The organism is Pseudescherichia sp. AS216 (assembly GCF_037152055.1).
GTDB lineage: Bacteria > Pseudomonadota > Gammaproteobacteria > Enterobacterales > Enterobacteriaceae > Pseudescherichia.
Genome location: NZ_JBBCMV010000005.1, coordinates 99,882 through 117,328, shown reverse-complemented (window position 1 = coordinate 117,328; position 17,447 = coordinate 99,882). Strand labels below are relative to the sequence as shown.

At 58.1% G+C, this 17,447-nt stretch carries 16 protein-coding genes; 13 read left to right on the top strand and 3 right to left on the bottom strand.

Features of this window, described 5'->3' with window-relative positions; translation table 11 throughout:
- The first annotated feature begins 1 nt into the window (after position 1).
- The 12 genes from murD to mutT all read left to right on the top strand — a co-directional run bounded on the left by murD (position 2) and on the right by mutT (position 14,462).
- Entirely contained in the window at positions 2 to 1,318 is a 1,317-nt protein-coding gene (gene murD / locus WFN61_RS15510; protein WP_222889593.1) for a UDP-N-acetylmuramoyl-L-alanine--D-glutamate ligase, read from the top strand.
- On the top strand, positions 1,318 to 2,571 hold the full coding sequence (gene ftsW, locus WFN61_RS15505; protein ID WP_042390452.1) for a cell division protein FtsW: 1,254 nt from the start codon (positions 1,318 to 1,320) through the stop codon (positions 2,569 to 2,571). Before murD ends, ftsW begins: the two co-directional genes overlap by 1 nt.
- Entirely contained in the window at positions 2,568 to 3,635 is a 1,068-nt protein-coding gene (gene murG, locus WFN61_RS15500; protein ID WP_144817643.1) for an undecaprenyldiphospho-muramoylpentapeptide beta-N-acetylglucosaminyltransferase, read from the top strand. Before ftsW ends, murG begins: the two co-directional genes overlap by 4 nt.
- Before the next feature lie 55 nt (positions 3,636 to 3,690).
- Positions 3,691 to 5,169: a UDP-N-acetylmuramate--L-alanine ligase gene (gene murC / locus WFN61_RS15495; RefSeq protein ID WP_144817644.1), complete on the top strand. Its 1,479-nt coding sequence runs from the start codon at positions 3,691 to 3,693 to the stop codon at positions 5,167 to 5,169.
- Positions 5,162 to 6,082, top strand: a complete 921-nt coding sequence (locus WFN61_RS15490; RefSeq protein WP_257759038.1) for a D-alanine--D-alanine ligase — start codon at positions 5,162 to 5,164, stop codon at positions 6,080 to 6,082. The genes murC and WFN61_RS15490 overlap by 8 nt, the downstream gene beginning before the upstream one ends.
- A 1-nt stretch (position 6,083) precedes the next feature.
- Complete coding sequence (gene ftsQ, locus WFN61_RS15485; RefSeq protein WP_144817646.1) at positions 6,084 to 6,914, top strand: cell division protein FtsQ; 831 nt, start codon at positions 6,084 to 6,086, stop codon at positions 6,912 to 6,914.
- A complete protein-coding gene (ftsA, locus tag WFN61_RS15480; protein ID WP_144817647.1) occupies positions 6,914 to 8,170 on the top strand; it encodes a cell division protein FtsA in 1,257 nt (418 codons plus the stop codon). The genes ftsQ and ftsA overlap by 1 nt, the downstream gene beginning before the upstream one ends.
- A gap of 114 nt (positions 8,171 to 8,284) precedes the next feature.
- A complete protein-coding gene (gene ftsZ, locus WFN61_RS15475) occupies positions 8,285 to 9,436 on the top strand; it encodes a cell division protein FtsZ (RefSeq protein WP_042390697.1) in 1,152 nt (383 codons plus the stop codon).
- A gap of 100 nt (positions 9,437 to 9,536) precedes the next feature.
- Positions 9,537 to 10,454 (top strand): UDP-3-O-acyl-N-acetylglucosamine deacetylase, encoded by a 918-nt coding sequence (lpxC, locus tag WFN61_RS15470; protein WP_144817648.1) that lies wholly within the window; start codon positions 9,537 to 9,539, stop codon positions 10,452 to 10,454.
- A 291-nt stretch (positions 10,455 to 10,745) separates the two neighbouring features.
- Positions 10,746 to 11,249 carry a secA translation cis-regulator SecM gene (gene secM, locus WFN61_RS15465; RefSeq protein WP_312175442.1) on the top strand — a complete coding sequence of 168 codons (504 nt, stop codon included), beginning with the start codon at positions 10,746 to 10,748 and terminating at the stop codon, positions 11,247 to 11,249.
- Between the two features lie 58 nt (positions 11,250 to 11,307).
- The gene (secA, locus tag WFN61_RS15460; protein ID WP_144817650.1) at positions 11,308 to 14,013 is read left to right on the top strand and encodes a preprotein translocase subunit SecA; all 2,706 of its coding nucleotides are present in this window, start codon (positions 11,308 to 11,310) and stop codon (positions 14,011 to 14,013) included.
- Positions 14,014 to 14,072: 59 nt separating this feature from the next.
- Complete coding sequence (mutT, locus tag WFN61_RS15455) at positions 14,073 to 14,462, top strand: 8-oxo-dGTP diphosphatase MutT (protein ID WP_238083101.1); 390 nt, start codon at positions 14,073 to 14,075, stop codon at positions 14,460 to 14,462.
- Positions 14,463 to 14,531: 69 nt separating this feature from the next.
- Here the strand turns inward: mutT and yacG are convergent, their stop codons facing one another.
- Genes yacG through coaE form a run of 3 tightly spaced genes read right to left on the bottom strand, consistent with a single transcriptional unit; the run spans position 14,532 to position 16,099 of the window.
- Positions 14,532 to 14,726, bottom strand: a complete 195-nt coding sequence (gene yacG, locus WFN61_RS15450) for a DNA gyrase inhibitor YacG (protein WP_144817652.1) — start codon at positions 14,724 to 14,726, stop codon at positions 14,532 to 14,534.
- Positions 14,727 to 14,735: 9 nt separating this feature from the next.
- Positions 14,736 to 15,479 (bottom strand): cell division protein ZapD, encoded by a 744-nt coding sequence (gene zapD, locus WFN61_RS15445; RefSeq protein ID WP_144817653.1) that lies wholly within the window; start codon positions 15,477 to 15,479, stop codon positions 14,736 to 14,738.
- Complete coding sequence (gene coaE / locus WFN61_RS15440) at positions 15,479 to 16,099, bottom strand: dephospho-CoA kinase (RefSeq protein WP_312274660.1); 621 nt, start codon at positions 16,097 to 16,099, stop codon at positions 15,479 to 15,481. Before coaE ends, zapD begins: the two co-directional genes overlap by 1 nt.
- Before the next feature lie 261 nt (positions 16,100 to 16,360).
- On the opposite strand from coaE, the gene WFN61_RS15435 reads away from it, so the two are divergent.
- Positions 16,361 to 17,404 (top strand): GMP reductase, encoded by a 1,044-nt coding sequence (locus WFN61_RS15435; protein WP_222889601.1) that lies wholly within the window; start codon positions 16,361 to 16,363, stop codon positions 17,402 to 17,404.
- Positions 17,405 to 17,447 lie beyond the last annotated feature (43 nt).

The following is a 17,447-nucleotide window of genomic DNA, read 5'->3' as shown; positions in this document are numbered from 1 at the left end:
CATGGCAGATTACCAGGGTAAACAGGTCGTCATCATTGGGTTAGGGTTAACCGGGCTATCCTGCGTGGACTTTTTCCTCGCGCGTGGCGTGACGCCGCGGGTGATGGATACGCGTAGCGCGCCGCCGGGGCTGGATAAGCTGCCGGAGTCGGTTGAGCGCCACCTTGGTAGTCTGAATGACGACTGGCTGCTGGCGGCCGATCTGATCGTTGCCAGCCCCGGTCTCGCACTGGCGCACCCGTCGCTGAGCGCGGCCGCCGAAGCTGGCGTGGAGATTGTCGGCGATATCGAACTGTTCGTACGCGAAGCCCAGGCACCGGTGATTGCGATCACCGGCTCTAACGGCAAGAGCACCGTTACCAAGCTGGTCGGCGAGATGGCGGAAGCGGCGGGCGTTAACGTTGGCGTTGGCGGCAACATTGGTTTGCCGGCGCTGATGCTGCTCGACAGCAACCGTGAGCTGTACGTGCTGGAGCTCTCCAGCTTCCAGCTGGAGACCACCTCCAGCCTGCACGCCGTGGCGGCAACGATTTTGAACGTCACGGAAGATCACATGGATCGCTATCCGTTTGGCCTGCAACAGTACCGCGCCGCCAAGCTGCGTATTTTTGAGAATGCCAAAGTCTGCGTGGTCAATGCCGACGATGCCCTGACCATGCCGGTTCGCGGCGCGGACGATCGCTGCATTAGCTTTGGCGTCGACGTGGGCGACTATCACCTCAACCGCCAGCAGGGCGAAACCTGGCTGCGGGTGAAGGGTGAGAAAGTGCTTAACGTCAAAGAGATGAAGCTCAGCGGCCAGCACAACTATACCAACGCCCTCGCGGCGCTGGCCCTGGCGGACGCCGCAGGCCTGCCGCGTGCCACCAGCCTGAAGGCGTTAACGACCTTTACCGGCCTGGCGCACCGTTTCCAGCTGGCGCTGGAACACAACGGCGTGCGCTGGATCAACGACTCGAAGGCGACCAACGTCGGCAGCACCGAGGCGGCGCTTAACGGCCTGCACGTTGAGGGTACCCTGCACCTGCTGCTGGGCGGCGACGGCAAGTCGGCGGACTTCTCGCCCCTAAGCCGCTACCTGAACGGCAATAATGTGCGCCTCTGGTGCTTTGGCCGTGACGGCGCAGAGCTGGCGGCGTTACGCCCTGAGATTGCCCAACGAACCGAGACCATGGAGCAGGCGATGCGCCTTATTGCCCCGCAGCTTAAGCCTGGCGATATGGTGCTGCTGTCACCCGCCTGTGCCAGTCTCGATCAGTTTAAGAACTTTGAACAACGGGGCGATGAGTTCACCCGTCTGGCGAAGGAGTTAGGCTGATGCGCTTATCACTTCCTCGCCTGAGGCTGCCACGCATGCCGCATTTGCCGGGACTCGGTATCCTGGAGTGGCTGTTTGCGGCGCTTAAAGGCTGGGTCATGGGGTCGCGTCCGAAAGACGATGATAGCCTGGTCATGTACGACCGGATGCTGCTGTGGCTGACCTTTGGCCTTGCGGCAGTAGGCTTTATTATGGTGACCTCCGCATCGATGCCGGTAGGGCAGCGCCTGACCAACGATCCCTTCTTCTTTGCCAAACGCGATGCGCTCTACATCTTCCTCGCGTTTTGTATGGCGATGATCACCCTGCGCCTGCCGATGGAGTTCTGGCAGCGCTGGAGCTCGGCGATGCTGATCGCCTCTATTGTCATGCTGCTGCTGGTACTGCTGGTGGGGAGCTCTATTAACGGGGCATCGCGCTGGATTGACCTTGGCGTGATGCGCTTCCAGCCCGCAGAGTTCACCAAGCTCTCTCTCTTCTGCTACCTCGCCAACTACCTGGTGCGTAAGGTGGACGAGGTGCGTAATAACCTGCGCGGCTTCTTAAAGCCGATGGGCGTGATCCTGGTGCTGGCGGTGCTGCTGCTGGCGCAGCCTGACCTCGGGACAGTGGTTGTGCTGTTCGTGACTACCCTGGCCATGCTGTTCCTCGCCGGAGCCAAGCTGTGGCAGTTTATCGCCATCATTGGGATGGGTATCTCTGCCGTGGTCCTGCTGATCCTTGCCGAACCCTACCGTATCCGCCGCGTTACCTCGTTCTGGAACCCGTGGGAAGATCCCTTTGGCAGCGGCTACCAGCTGACCCAATCGCTGATGGCGTTTGGCCGGGGTGAGTTCTGGGGGCAGGGGCTGGGCAACTCGGTACAAAAACTAGAGTACCTGCCGGAAGCGCATACCGACTTCATTTTCTCCATTATCGGCGAAGAACTGGGTTATATCGGTGTGGTACTGGCGCTTTTGATGGTATTCTTCGTGGCTTTCCGCGCGATGTCTATTGGACGGAAAGCGCTGGATATCGACCACCGTTTCTCGGGTTTTCTGGCCTGTTCGATCGGTATTTGGTTTAGTTTTCAGGCACTCGTCAACGTTGGCGCGGCCGCCGGGATGCTGCCAACCAAGGGTCTGACGCTGCCGCTGATCAGCTACGGTGGTTCCAGCTTGTTAATTATGTCGACGGCGATCATGATGCTGTTGCGTATAGATTATGAGACGCGTCTGGAAAAAGCCCAGGCGTTTACACGAGGTGTTCGATGAGTGGGCAACCGAAGCGGTTAATGGTGATGGCAGGCGGCACGGGCGGGCACGTTTTCCCCGGCCTGGCGGTTGCGCACCATTTAATGGCCCAGGGCTGGCAGGTTCGCTGGCTGGGCACCGCCGATCGTATGGAAGCGGATTTGGTGCCAAAACACGGTATCGAGATCGACTTTATCCGCATCTCCGGCCTGCGCGGGAAAGGGCTGAAGGCGCTGCTGCTTGCGCCGCTGCGCATCTTTAACGCCTGGCGTCAGGCGCGGACGATTATGCAGCGCTTTAAACCGGACGTGGTGCTGGGGATGGGGGGCTACGTCTCCGGGCCGGGTGGCCTTGCCGCCTGGTCGCTGGGTATCCCGGTGGTGCTGCACGAGCAGAACGGTATTGCCGGGCTGACCAACAAATGGCTGGCGAAGATCGCCACCAAGGTGATGCAGGCCTTCCCCGGTGCGTTTCCGCAGGCCGACGTGGTCGGTAACCCGGTGCGTACCGACGTGCTGGCGCTGCCGCTGCCGGCGGATCGCCTCTCGGGTCGTGAAGGGCCGGTACGGGTGCTGGTGGTCGGCGGCTCACAGGGCGCTCGGGTGCTGAACCAGACGCTGCCGCAGGTGGCTGCCCGGCTGGGTGATGCAGTGACGATCTGGCACCAGAGCGGGAAAGGGGCGCAGCAGACCGTTGAGCAGGCCTATGCCGATGCGGGCCAGCCGCAGCACCGCGTGACCGAATTTATTGATGATATGGCGGCAGCTTACGCCTGGGCCGACGTAGTGGTTTGCCGCTCCGGGGCGCTGACGGTGAGCGAGATCGCCGCCGCCGGGCTGCCAGCGCTGTTTGTGCCGTTCCAGCATAAAGATCGGCAGCAGTACTGGAATGCGCTGCCGCTTGAGCAGGCGCACGCGGCGAAGATCCTTGAGCAGCCGCAGTTTACCGTTGATTCCGTCGTCGAGACGCTGGCGAGTTGGGATCGCGTTACGTTACTGGGGATGGCCGAGCGCGCACGCGCCGCAGCCATTCCTGATGCTACCGACCGGGTAGCAAAAGCCGTAAGCCTTGCTGCACAGGCTTAACCATCGCGACGCCTTTTGCGTCGCACGAATTTTAGAAGTTTATGGCGTTTAGAGAATGAATACACAACAACTGGCGAAACTGCGTTCAATCGTGCCCGAGATGCGTCGCGTCCGGCACATTCACTTCGTTGGCATTGGCGGGGCCGGCATGGGCGGCATCGCTGAAGTCCTGGCGAACGAAGGCTATCAGATCAGCGGTTCCGACCTTGCGCCAAACCCGGTTACGCAGCAGCTGGCCGCCCTTGGCGCGACCATCTACTTCAACCATCGTCCGGAAAACGTACGTGACGCCAGCGTAGTCGTGGTCTCCAGTGCCATCTCTGCCGATAATCCGGAGATTGTTGCCGCGCACGAGGCGCGTATTCCGGTGATCCGCCGTGCAGAGATGCTGGCGGAGCTGATGCGTTTTCGCCACGGCATCGCCATCGCCGGGACGCATGGCAAAACCACGACCACCGCGATGGTCTCCAGTATCTATGCCGAGGCCGGACTGGATCCGACCTTTGTTAACGGTGGCCTGGTGAAAGCCGCGGGCGTACATGCTCGCCTGGGCCACAGCCGCTATCTGATTGCCGAAGCGGATGAGAGCGATGCTTCGTTCCTGCATCTGCAGCCGATGGTCGCCATTGTGACCAATATCGAAGCCGACCATATGGATACCTACCAGGGCGACTTCGAGAACCTGAAGCAGACCTTTATTAACTTCCTGCATAACCTGCCGTTCTATGGCCGGGCGGTGATGTGCGTGGACGATCCGGTGTGCCGCGAGCTGCTGCCGCGCGTGGGTCGTCAGACCACCACCTACGGCTTTAGCGACGACGCGGACGTGCGGGTAGAGAGCTACCAGCAGACCGGGCCGCAGGGACACTTTGTGCTGGTACGCCAGGACAAACCTAATTTACAGGTCACGCTGAACGCACCGGGCCGCCATAACGCCCTGAACGCGGCGGCGGCCGTCGCCGTAGCCACGGAAGAGGGGATTGACGATGAGGCGATCCTGCGGGCGCTAGAGAGCTTCCAGGGTACCGGACGCCGCTTCGACTTCCTCGGCGCGTTCCCGCTGGAGCAGGTAAACGGCAAAGCGGGCAGCGCCATGCTGGTTGATGACTACGGTCACCACCCCACCGAGGTGGATGCCACCATTAAAGCTGCGCGTGCAGGCTGGCCAGATAAAAATCTGGTGATGATTTTCCAGCCGCACCGTTTCACCCGTACCCGTGACCTGTACGATGATTTTGCCAACGTGTTGACCCAGGTGGATGCCCTGCTGATGCTGGACGTTTACGCCGCAGGCGAGACCCCGATCCCTGGCGCGGATAGCCGCTCCCTGTGCCGCACTATCCGTGGCCGGGGGAAAATCGACCCGATTCTGGTTCCCGATGCGACCCAGGTGGCGGCGATGCTGGCTCCGGTATTAACCGGGAACGATCTCATTCTGGTTCAGGGTGCAGGCAATATTGGTAAAGTCGCCCGCAGCCTGGCCGAGGGTAAACTGAAGCCGCAGCAGTCGCAGGAGGAAGAGCGCCATGGCTAATAAAGTTGCAGTCCTGCTGGGCGGCACCTCCGCCGAGCGCGACGTGTCGCTGAACTCCGGCGCGGCGGTGCTGGCTGGCCTGCGCGAAGGCGGCGTGGATGCGCATCCGGTGGATCCGCGTGACACCGATGTGACCCAGCTTAAGAGCATGGGCTTCGATAAGGTCTTTATTGCCCTGCACGGTCGCGGCGGCGAAGACGGTACGCTGCAGGGGCTGCTTGAGTTGACCGGCTTGCCCTATACCGGCAGCGGCGTGATGGCGTCCGCTATCTCCATGGATAAGCTGCGCAGCAAGCTGCTGTGGCAGGGCGCGGGCTTGCCTGTCGCCCCGTGGGCGGCACTGACGCGCAAAGAGTTTGAGCAGGGGCTGGACGAGAGCGTAACCCAGCACATTGCCAGCCTGGGCCTGCCGCTGATCGTTAAGCCCAGCCGCGAAGGTTCCAGCGTCGGCATGTCGAAAGTTGACGAGGCCGGTGCGCTGCATGCGGCGTTAGCTTTAGCGTTTCAGCACGATGACGAAGTCTTAGTTGAGAAGTGGCTGAGCGGGCCCGAATTTACCGTTGCAGTATTAGGGGAAGAAATTTTACCCTCAATTCGCATCCAACCCGCAGGAACCTTCTATGATTATGAGGCAAAGTATCTCTCTGATGAGACTCAGTATTTCTGCCCCAGCGGAATAGAAGCGGAGCGCGAAGCGCAGTTACGCGATCTGGTACTAAAGGCCTGGACCGTATTAGGCTGCCGTGGATGGGGTCGAATCGATGCCATGCAGGATCGCGATGGTCACTTCTATCTGCTGGAAGCGAACACCTCGCCGGGGATGACCAGCCACAGTCTGGTCCCGATGGCGGCTCGCCAGGCTGGATTAAGTTTCTCGCAATTAGTTGTACGAATTCTGGAGTTGGCGGACTGATATGTCGCAGGCTGCGCTAAACACGCGAAACCGCGAAGAGGAGGAGGTTATTGCCTCCCGGCGGAATAATGGAACGCGTCTTGCAGGAATTGTTTTCCTGCTGGCGGTGCTGTGCACCGTGTTGGTGAGCGGCTGGATGATTCTGGGCTGGATGGACGATGCGCAGCGCTTGCCGCTGTCGAAGCTTGTGGTCACCGGTGAGCGCCACTACACGCGCAACGATGATATTCGCCAGTCGATTCTGGCGCTGGGCGCTCCTGGCACCTTTATGACCCAGGATGTGAACATCATCCAGAGCCAGATCGAACGCCTGCCGTGGATCAAGCAGGCCAGCGTAAGAAAGCAGTGGCCGGACGAATTGAAGATTCATCTGGTTGAATATGTCCCGATTGCGCGGTGGAATGATCAGCACATGATGGACGTAGACGGAAATTCGTTCAGCGTGCCCACCGACCGGGCTAAAGAACAGAATCTTCCGCTGCTCTTTGGCCCGGAAGGAAGCGAAAGCGAAGTGTTGCAGGGCTATCGCGACATGGGGCAGGTGCTGGCAAAGGATAAATTTACATTGAAAGAGGCGGCGATGACCGCCCGTCGCTCCTGGCAGTTGACGCTTAACAATGGAATCAAGCTCAACCTGGGCCGGGGGGAGACGATGAAACGTCTGTCACGCTTTGTAGAACTCTATCCTGTTCTGCAGCAGCAGGCGCAAACCGACGGCAAAGAGATCAGCTATGTCGATCTGCGCTATGACTCAGGCGCGGCAGTCGGTTGGAAACCGGCACCTATTGTGGATCCTAATCAGCAACAGAATCAGGCACAGGCAGAGCAATAATGATCAAGGCGACGGACAGAAAACTGGTAGTAGGACTGGAGATTGGCACCGCGAAGGTTGCCGCTTTGGTAGGGGAAGTTCTGCCCGACGGTATGATCAATATCATTGGCGTGGGCAGTTGCCCGTCGCGGGGTATGGATAAAGGCGGGGTCAACGATTTAGAGTCGGTGGTGAAGTGCGTGCAGCGCGCCATCGATCAGGCCGAGCTGATGGCGGACTGCCAGATTTCGTCGGTTTACCTGGCGCTCTCCGGCAAGCATATTAGCTGTCAGAATGAGATCGGCATGGTGCCCATTTCCGAAGAGGAAGTGACCCAGGAAGATGTTGAAAACGTTGTGCACACCGCCAAGTCGGTGCGCGTGCGCGATGAGCATCGGGTTCTGCATGTCATCCCGCAGGAGTATGCCATTGACTACCAGGAAGGGATCAAAAATCCGGTAGGGTTATCCGGCGTGCGGATGCAGGCAAAAGTGCACTTGATCACATGTCACAACGATATGGCGAAAAACATTGTCAAAGCCGTTGAACGATGTGGTCTGAAAGTTGACCAACTCATTTTTGCCGGACTGGCGTCAAGCTATTCCGTGTTGACGGAAGACGAACGTGAGCTGGGTGTCTGCGTGGTCGATATCGGTGGTGGTACAATGGACATCGCCGTGTATACCGGCGGTGCGCTGCGCCATACCAAAGTGATCCCCTATGCGGGGAACGTGGTGACCAGCGACATCGCCTATGCCTTCGGTACGCCGCCAAGCGATGCCGAAGCCATTAAGGTTCGCCACGGCTGTGCCCTGGGCGCTATCGTCGGTAAAGACGAAAGCGTAGAGGTGCCGAGCGTGGGCGGACGTCCGCCGCGCAGCCTGCAGCGTCAAACGCTGGCGGAGGTGATTGAGCCGCGCTATGCCGAGCTGCTCAATCTGGTGAACGAAGAAATTTTGCAGCTGCAAGAACAGCTCCGGCAACAAGGCGTTAAGCACCATCTTGCAGCAGGAATTGTATTAACCGGCGGCGCAGCGCAGATCGAAGGGCTTGCAGCCTGTGCGCAACGCGTGTTTCATACACAGGTGCGCATAGGTGCGCCGCTGAATATCACTGGCCTGACGGACTATGCCCAGGAGCCGTACTATTCAACGGCGGTAGGTCTGCTGCACTACGGGAAGGAGTCCCATTTAAGTGGTGAAGCAGAGGTGGAAAAACGTGCGTCAGTCGGCTCGTGGATCAAACGTCTGAACAGCTGGCTGCGAAAAGAGTTTTAATATTTTCAGAGACCGCACAAAATTAGCGGACTCAGGCGACAGGTACTTACATTGAATCCCTCTTGCAGCCGTAACGCAGTTTGAAGGATGATGTGTAAAATCGGAGAGAAAATTATGTTTGAACCTATGGAACTGACCAACGACGCGGTGATTAAAGTCATCGGCGTCGGTGGCGGCGGCGGTAACGCCGTTGAGCACATGGTGCGCGAGCGCATCGAAGGCGTTGAATTCTTTGCAGTGAATACCGACGCCCAGGCGTTGCGTAAGACCGCGGTGGGGCAGACCATCCAGATCGGCGGCGGCATCACCAAAGGTCTGGGAGCAGGCGCTAACCCGGAAGTCGGCCGCAATGCCGCCGAAGAGGACCGTGAAGCACTGCGCGCAGCGCTTGACGGCGCAGACATGGTATTCATCGCCGCAGGTATGGGCGGGGGTACTGGCACAGGTGCTGCTCCGGTCGTTGCCGAAGTGGCCAAAGATTTAGGTATTCTGACCGTTGCCGTCGTGACCAAGCCTTTCAACTTTGAAGGCAAGAAGCGTATGGCCTTTGCTGAGCAGGGGATCACCGAGCTCTCTAAGCACGTTGACTCCCTGATCACCATCCCGAACGACAAGCTGCTGAAGGTGCTGGGTCGCGGTATCTCTCTGCTGGACGCCTTTGGCGCAGCCAACGACGTGCTGAAAGGCGCGGTCCAGGGCATCGCCGAGCTGATCACCCGTCCGGGCCTGATGAACGTCGACTTCGCCGACGTGCGCACCGTTATGTCCGAAATGGGCTACGCGATGATGGGCTCCGGCGTGGCGAAAGGGGAAGACCGTGCGGAAGAGGCGGCCGAGATGGCTATCTCCAGCCCGCTGCTGGAAGATATCGACCTCTCCGGCGCGCGTGGCGTACTGGTCAACATTACGGCGGGCTTCGACCTGCGTCTGGATGAGTTTGAAACCGTGGGTAACACCATCCGTGCCTTTGCATCGGATAACGCTACCGTGGTTATCGGTACCTCTCTGGATCCAGAGATGAACGACGAGCTGCGCGTGACCGTTGTTGCCACCGGTATCGGTATGGACAAGCGTCCTGAAATTACCCTGGTGACCAACAAACAGCAGCAGCAGCCGGTGATGGATCGCTATCAGCAGCACGGTATGGCTCCGCTGAGCCAGGAGCAGAAACCGGCCGCTAAAGTCGTCAATGACCCGACGCCGCAGACCGCAAAAGAGCCAGATTATCTCGATATTCCGGCGTTCTTGCGTAAGCAGGCTGACTAAGAATTAGCTGGAAGTTGGGCATTGTCGCTCTTTGTGCTAAACTGGCCCGCCGGTTGTATAGTACAATTCGGTTGGATTAGTAACTAGGCGAGATTATACGATGATCAAACAAAGGACACTTAAACGTATCGTTCAGGCGACTGGCGTCGGTTTACATACCGGCAAGAAAGTCACCCTGACGCTGCGACCTGCGTCGGCCAACACCGGGGTCATCTATCGTCGCACTGACTTGAATCCACCGGTAGATTTTCCGGCAGATGCCAAATCTGTGCGTGATACCATGCTCTGTACCTGTCTGGTCAACGAGCATGACGTGCGGATTTCTACCGTAGAGCACCTTAACGCCGCGCTGGCGGGTCTGGGTATCGACAACATCATGATTGAAGTTGACGCCCCCGAGATCCCAATCATGGACGGTAGTGCAGCCCCGTTCGTTTACCTGCTGCTTGATGCCGGTATCGAAGAGCTGAACTGTGCGAAGAAATTTGTTCGCATCAAAGAGACCGTGCGTGTCGAAGACGGCGATAAATGGGCTGAATTCAAGCCGTACAATGGTTTTTCGTTGGACTTTACCATCGATTTTAACCATCCGGCGATTGATGCCAGCAACCAGCGCTACGCGATGAACTTCTCTGCCGACGCATTTATGCGCCAGATTAGCCGCGCGCGTACCTTCGGCTTTATGCGTGATATCGAGTACCTGCAGTCCCGTGGCCTGTGCCTGGGTGGCAGCTTCGATTGTGCCATCGTAGTCGATGACTATCGCGTGCTGAACGAAGACGGCCTGCGTTTTGAAGACGAGTTTGTGCGTCACAAAATGCTGGATGCGATTGGTGACCTGTTCATGTGTGGTCACAACATTATCGGGGCATTTACCGCTTATAAATCCGGTCATGCGCTGAATAATAAGCTGCTGCAGGCGGTTCTGGCTAAACAGGAAGCCTGGGAGTACGCGACGTTCCAGGACGACGCTGAACTGCCTCTGGCATTCAAAGCACCGTCAACGGTACTGGCATAATCCTCCAGACCGTTTAGTAAAAATTCGACTGGTTAACCTGGCACTCTCTCCGGTCAGGAGCGCCAGTCGTTTTTGTTTCCAGGTTTCGCACTTCTCTTCTTTTCTTCTGACGCATAAACACAGACTTAAAATAGCGCCAAAAGCGGTGCGTTCGCTGTTTTCTTAAGCATTTTCACCCGGCTATGCCCCTCATTGTTACTGCCGTGTAGCGCCTTTAATGGTAATATTTGGTCGCAAAATAACGGATGTTGATGTGAACCGGGTCGGTTTAACCCATTAATGGTGGAGCAAGTGAGCGGATTACTGACGCGCTGGCGACAATTTGGCAGACGCTACTTCTGGCCGCATCTCTTTTTAGGGATGGTCGCGGCGAGTCTTGGCCTGCCCGCGCCCGGTACGCAGGAGCGCCCCACCCAGCCTGAGAAGGCAACCGCCAGCAACCATAACCGTACCAGCCCGGTCAATTTCACCAGCCTCGCGCTGCTCGAAGCCAGCCGCCGTCCGACCTTTACCGTCGACTACTGGCATCAGCATGCTATTCGCACCGTTATTCGTCACCTCTCCTTTGCAATGGCGCCCCAGGCGCTGTCGGTTGCCGAAGAGCCGCTGCCCGTCCAGGCACACCATTTAGCGCTGCTGGATACGCTTAATGCCCTGCTGACCCAGGAGGGCAAACCGCCGGTTATTGTCCGGCACAAGGCTGTCTCTACTCCTGAACCGCACGCTGCGTTTACCGTCGCCAGCTGGCTCGCGCAGGTGCAGGGGATCCGCGCCGGACCTCAACGCCTCAGCTAAATTAACCGCTTTAACACCTTAATTTATCTGCCCATTTTGGGGCGTTTGAGAATTTATTATGCTTATTAAACTGTTAACAAAAGTATTTGGTAGCCGTAACGATCGTACCCTGCGCCGGATGCGCAAAGCTGTCACTCTCATCAACAGCATGGAACCGGCCATGGAGAAGCTCAGCGATGATGAGCTGAAAGCCAAAACCGCCGAGTTCCGCGCCCGTCTGGAAAAAGGCGAGACCGTCGAGAGCCTGATCCCGGAAGCGTTCGCCGTAGTGCGTGAAGCGAGCAAGCGCGTGTTCGGCATGCGTCACTTTGACGTCCAGCTGCTGGGCGGGATGGTGCTTAACGATCGCTGCATCGCCGAGATGCGTACCGGTGAAGGTAAAACCCTGACCGCAACCCTGCCGGCCTACCTGAACGCCCTTAGCGGTAAAGGCGTGCACGTGGTCACCGTCAACGACTACCTTGCCCAGCGCGACGCCGAAAACAACCGTCCGCTGTTCGAGTTCCTTGGCATGAGCGTAGGTATCAATATGTCCGGCCTGCCTGCGCCAGCCAAACGTGAAGCCTATGCTGCCGATATCACCTACGGCACCAACAACGAATATGGCTTTGACTACCTGCGTGACAACATGGCGTTCAGCCCGGAAGAGCGCGTTCAGCGTAAGCTGCACTATGCGCTGGTGGATGAGGTCGACTCCATTCTGATCGACGAAGCGCGTACGCCGCTGATCATCTCCGGCCCGGCGGAAGACAGCTCCGACATGTACAAGCGCGTCAACAAAATCATCCCTAACCTGATCCGTCAGGAGAAAGAGGACTCTGACACCTTCCAGGGTGAAGGCCACTTCTCCGTGGATGAGAAAGCGCGTCAGGTGAACCTGACCGAGCGTGGGCTGGTGCTGATTGAAGAGCTGCTGGTGCGAGAAGGCATCATGGACGAGGGTGAGTCGCTCTACTCCCCAAACAATATCATGCTGATGCACCACGTCACCGCTGCGCTGCGCGCCCACGTACTCTTCACCCGTGACGTGGACTACATCGTCAAGGACGGCGAGGTGATCATCGTTGATGAGCACACCGGCCGTACTATGCAGGGTCGCCGCTGGTCCGATGGTCTGCACCAGGCCGTTGAGGCCAAAGAGGGCGTGGAGATCCAGAACGAAAACCAGACGCTGGCCTCCATCACCTTCCAGAACTACTTCCGTCTGTATGAGAAGCTGGCAGGTATGACCGGTACCGCTGATACCGAAGCGTTTGAGTTCAGCTCTATCTACAAGCTGGACACCGTGGTGGTGCCGACTAACCGTCCGATGATCCGTAAAGATCTGCCGGACCTGGTCTACATGACCGAAGCGGAAAAAATTCAGGCTATTATCGAAGATATCAAAGAGCGTACCGCTAACGGCCAGCCGGTGCTGGTGGGGACCATCTCCATCGAGAAATCCGAGGTGGTCTCTAACGAGCTGACCAAAGCAGGTATCAAGCACAACGTTCTGAACGCCAAGTTCCACGCCAACGAAGCGGCAATCGTCGCCCAGGCGGGCTACCCGGCAGCGGTGACCATCGCCACCAACATGGCTGGTCGTGGTACCGATATTATGCTCGGCGGCAGCTGGCAGGCAGAGGTTGCCGCCCTGCCGGAGCCAACCGCAGAGCAGATCGCGCAGATCAAAGCAGACTGGCAGGTGCGTCATGATGCAGTGCTGGCGTCTGGCGGTCTGCACATCATCGGTACCGAGCGCCATGAATCCCGCCGTATCGATAACCAGCTGCGCGGCCGTTCCGGTCGTCAGGGTGATGCGGGCTCCTCTCGCTTCTACCTGTCAATGGAAGATGCCCTGATGCGTATCTTCGCCTCCGACCGCGTCTCCAACATGATGCGTAAGCTGGGGATGAAGCCGGGCGAAGCGATCGAGCACCCGTGGGTGACCAAGGCCATCGCCAACGCCCAGCGTAAGGTTGAGAGCCGCAACTTCGACATTCGTAAACAGCTGCTGGAATATGATGACGTGGCCAACGACCAGCGCCGCGCGATCTACACCCAACGTAACGAACTGCTGGACGTGAGCGACGTGAGCGAAACCATCGCCAGCATCCGCGAAGACGTCTTCAAGGCGACCATCGACGGGCACATTCCGCCGCAGTCGCTGGAGGAGATGTGGGACATCCCTGGCCTGCAGGAGCGTCTGAAGAACGATTTCGATCTCGACCTGCCGATTGCCGAGTGGCTGGACAAAGAGCCGGATCTGCATGAAGAGACGCTGCGCGAACGTATTATGCAGAGCGCCGTAGAGGTCTATCAGCGTAAAGAAGAGGTGGTGGGTGTCGAGATGATGCGCCACTTCGAAAAAGGCGTCATGCTGCAAACGCTCGACTCCCTGTGGAAAGAGCACCTGGCGGCGATGGACTACCTGCGTCAGGGTATCCACCTGCGTGGCTATGCGCAGAAAGATCCGAAGCAGGAGTACAAGCGCGAGTCCTTCGCGATGTTCGCCGCTATGCTTGAGTCGCTGAAATATGAAGTGATCAGCACCCTGTCGAAAGTACAGGTGCGGATGCCGGAAGAGGTAGAGGAGATGGAGCAGCAGCGTCGTGAGGAGTCAGAGCGCCTGGCCCAGATGCAGCAGCTTAGCCATCAGTCCGACGACGCGCAGGCCGCCGCCGATCTGGCCGAGCAATCCGGCGAGCGTAAAGTGGGCCGTAACGACCCATGCCCATGCGGCTCCGGCAAAAAGTACAAACAGTGCCACGGCCGTCTGAGCTAAACGCAACACAATAAAAAACAAAGGCGCAGATTCTGCGCCTTTTTTATGGAGTCTACCTGATGAAAGTATTGAATATCGCCGCCGGGATCATTCGCAATCCGCAGGGCGAAATCTTTATTACCCAGCGTGCCGCCGACGCGCACATGGCCAATAAGAGAGAGTTTCCCGGCGGCAAGATTGAGGCTGGCGAAACCCCGGAGCAGGCGCTGGCGCGCGAGCTGGACGAGGAGGTGGGCATAACCGTCACCTCCGCGCAGCTGTTTGAGAAGCTGGATTATCAGTATCCAGAGCTGCACATCACCCTATGGTTCTACCTGGTCGAGGGCTGGGAAGGGGAGCCGTGGGGCAAAGAGGGTCAGCCGGGAGAGTGGCTAACGCCGCAGGCGCTGAACGCGGACGATTTTCCACCCGCGAACCAGCCGATTGTCGCCCGCTTACGCGGCGAGTAAGTTTTAGTCCAGTTTGTAGGCCTGCTAAGCGAAGCGCCAGCAGGCGTTATTTCGGCGGATGGGTAGCGGTTACTGTTTCTCTTCGCTCCAGCCATCGCTGTCGGAGAGATCGCCCTCGCTGGGGATACGCTTCTCTTCTGCGGCCCACTCACCTAAATCAATAAGCTGGCAGCGCTTAGAGCAGAACGGGCGAAACGGGCTGGTCTCGTTCCAGACCACTTTCCGGCCGCAGGTGGGGCAGTTTACAACGGTTTCTTCAGACATCATTGCTCCTTAGCAGCAGGCCAGACCAAAATCGAGACGCTCGGGCACGTGGCCATTTTCGCTGTCCAGCGGCATAAAACGGATAGCAAAGCGGCTCTTATGCCCGGAGATTTGCGGATAGAGCTGGTCAGCAAGCGTTAGCTCCAGACGCAGCAGATCGGCATCGTCCCCGTTATCCTGGTAAAAGCCGTTCAGGCTGGTCTGCTTACGGAAGGGGGCAGAGTTGCGGATCAGGTCGAGGATCAGCGTCAGCGTCTGGGTCAGCGGCTGGAGGCTGTCCAGCCAGACGGCAACCTGCTCATCACGCTGGGACTGAGGCGCATAGAGCCACAGGTGCAGCGTCGGCAGATCGAAACTGCAGCAGCCGCCGGGAATAGAGAGACGCTGGCGCACCAGGCCAATCAGCCGCTCTTCACGCAGCAGTTGCCCAACGCGCGGAGCGGCCATCAGCGTGCTGCTGCTCTGCTTAAGCTGGTCGCGTACCGCATCAATGCGGCTCTGATCGACGCCAGGCACTTCTACCCACGCTTTCAGCTTACGCTGCTGGCGCTCAAGCTCTTTCAGCAGCTCGGTGCGGATATCGCCGCGTTCGAACACATCAAGCAGGTCTCCGGCGTTACGAAAAAAGTGTAAAGCGTCAGCGTGATCGCTGACAGGGAGCCGGGCTTTGAGCTGCTGGAGCAAAAACTCAATGCGCAGCCAGGTGCGCATCTTTTCATTGAGCGGGTGTTCAAAAAGGACGTGGGTGTGCATTACGGTTTTTCCTGTGATACGACCTGGGAAGCGTAGCGTAGGTACGCCTCATGCAGGCGGGCAACATCCGATGCAACGGCATCTGGTGCGCCATTATTGTCAATAACGTCATCCGCGACGGCAATACGGGCTTCTCGCGTGGCCTGAGCGGCAAGAATATGCTCGGCATGCTCACGCGTAACGCCATCGCGCGCCATCGTGCGGGAAATTTGTGTCTCCGGGGAGACGTCGACCACCAGAACCCGATCGGCTTTGGTGTGCAGCTGGTTCTCTACCAGCAGCGGTACCACCCAGAGCACGTAGGGCGATGTCGCCTCAGCAATCTGCCGCTGGGTTTCTGCGTGGATCAGGGGGTGGAGGAGGGCATTAAGCCAGCGTTTGTCGTCTGGCGAGGCGAAGATGCGTTCACGCAGCAGGCGGCGGTTGAGCGTGCCGTCCGGCTGGATCGTCTCTGGCCCAAAATGGGCCGCGATTGCGCGTAGGGCAGGAGCGCCAGGCTCTACCACCTGGCGGGCGATGACATCAGCATCAACGACGCTAACTCCATTTTTCAGGAATTCGTTGGCAATCGTACTTTTCCCGCTGCCTATTCCCCCGGTTAAGGCGACCGTATACCCCATAACGCAAAATCCCAGACTGCTCTGCCAGCTCACGAGCTCTTGATTTATTTTTTCACAAATCAAAAGGTTATAATTTGTACGGAAAACGAAACGTTCAATAATCCGGACTCTGCCCATTCGGCAGGTAAATTTATAGGATTGTAGCGTAAAAAAAGAGAATTTCGCAGTCTTGCGGACTCCTATTTAGTGCGTATGATAGCGTCACTGGAGTTGTGTGTTAGCTCGTATGCGTTAGTCGCCATTAACCCCAGGAATCCGTTCATGCGTATTGAAGAAGATCTGAAATTAGGCTTTAAAGACGTTCTTATCCGCCCTAAGCGCTCTACCCTCAAAAGTCGTTCTGATGTCCAGCTAGAACGTGAATATACCTTTAAGCACTCTGGCATGACCTGGTCTGGCGTTCCTGTTATGGCCGCGAACATGGATACTGTGGGAACCTTCGCGATGGCGAAAGCGCTGGCGTCGTTCGACATCCTGACAGCCGTGCACAAACACTACTCCGTTGAAGAGTGGAAAGCCTTTGTTAATGCAGAGTCCGCCGACGTGCTGAAACATGTGATGGTATCAACCGGTACCTCCGACGCTGATTTTGAAAAGACTAAACAGATCCTCGACGCCAGCCCGGCGCTGGGCTTTATCTGTATTGACGTGGCTAATGGTTACTCCGAGCACTTCGTGCAGTTCGTGACTAAAGCGCGTGCGGCATGGCCGAATAAAACCATCTGCGCCGGTAACGTAGTGACAGGCGAAATGTGTGAAGAGCTGATCCTCGCCGGGGCAGACATCGTCAAGGTCGGCATCGGCCCAGGCTCCGTCTGCACCACCCGTGTGAAAACCGGCGTCGGCTATCCGCAGCTCTCTGCGGTGATTGAGTGTGCCGATGCAGCCCACGGTCTCGGCGGCCAGATCGTCAGCGACGGCGGCTGTACCGTGCCGGGCGACGTGGCAAAAGCCTTTGGCGGCGGCGCAGACTTCGTGATGCTGGGCGGCATGCTGGCCGGTCATGAAGAGAGCGGTGGTACCGTCGTTGACGAGAACGGCGAGAAATTCATGCTCTTCTACGGCATGAGCTCCGAGTCAGCGATGAACCGTCACGTTGGCGGCGTTGCGGGCTACCGCGCTGCGGAAGGGAAAACCGTTAAGCTGGCCCTGCGCGGCCCGGTTGAGAATACCGCGCGTGATATCCTTGGCGGCCTGCGTTCAGCCTGCACCTATGTCGGGGCTTCCCGCCTGAAAGAACTGACCAAGCGCACTACCTTTATTCGCGTCGCCGAGCAGGAAAACCGCGTTTTCAATAGCCTCTGATGCCTGTGCTGGCGCGGTTCGCTGCGCCAGCTTCTCTCCTGTC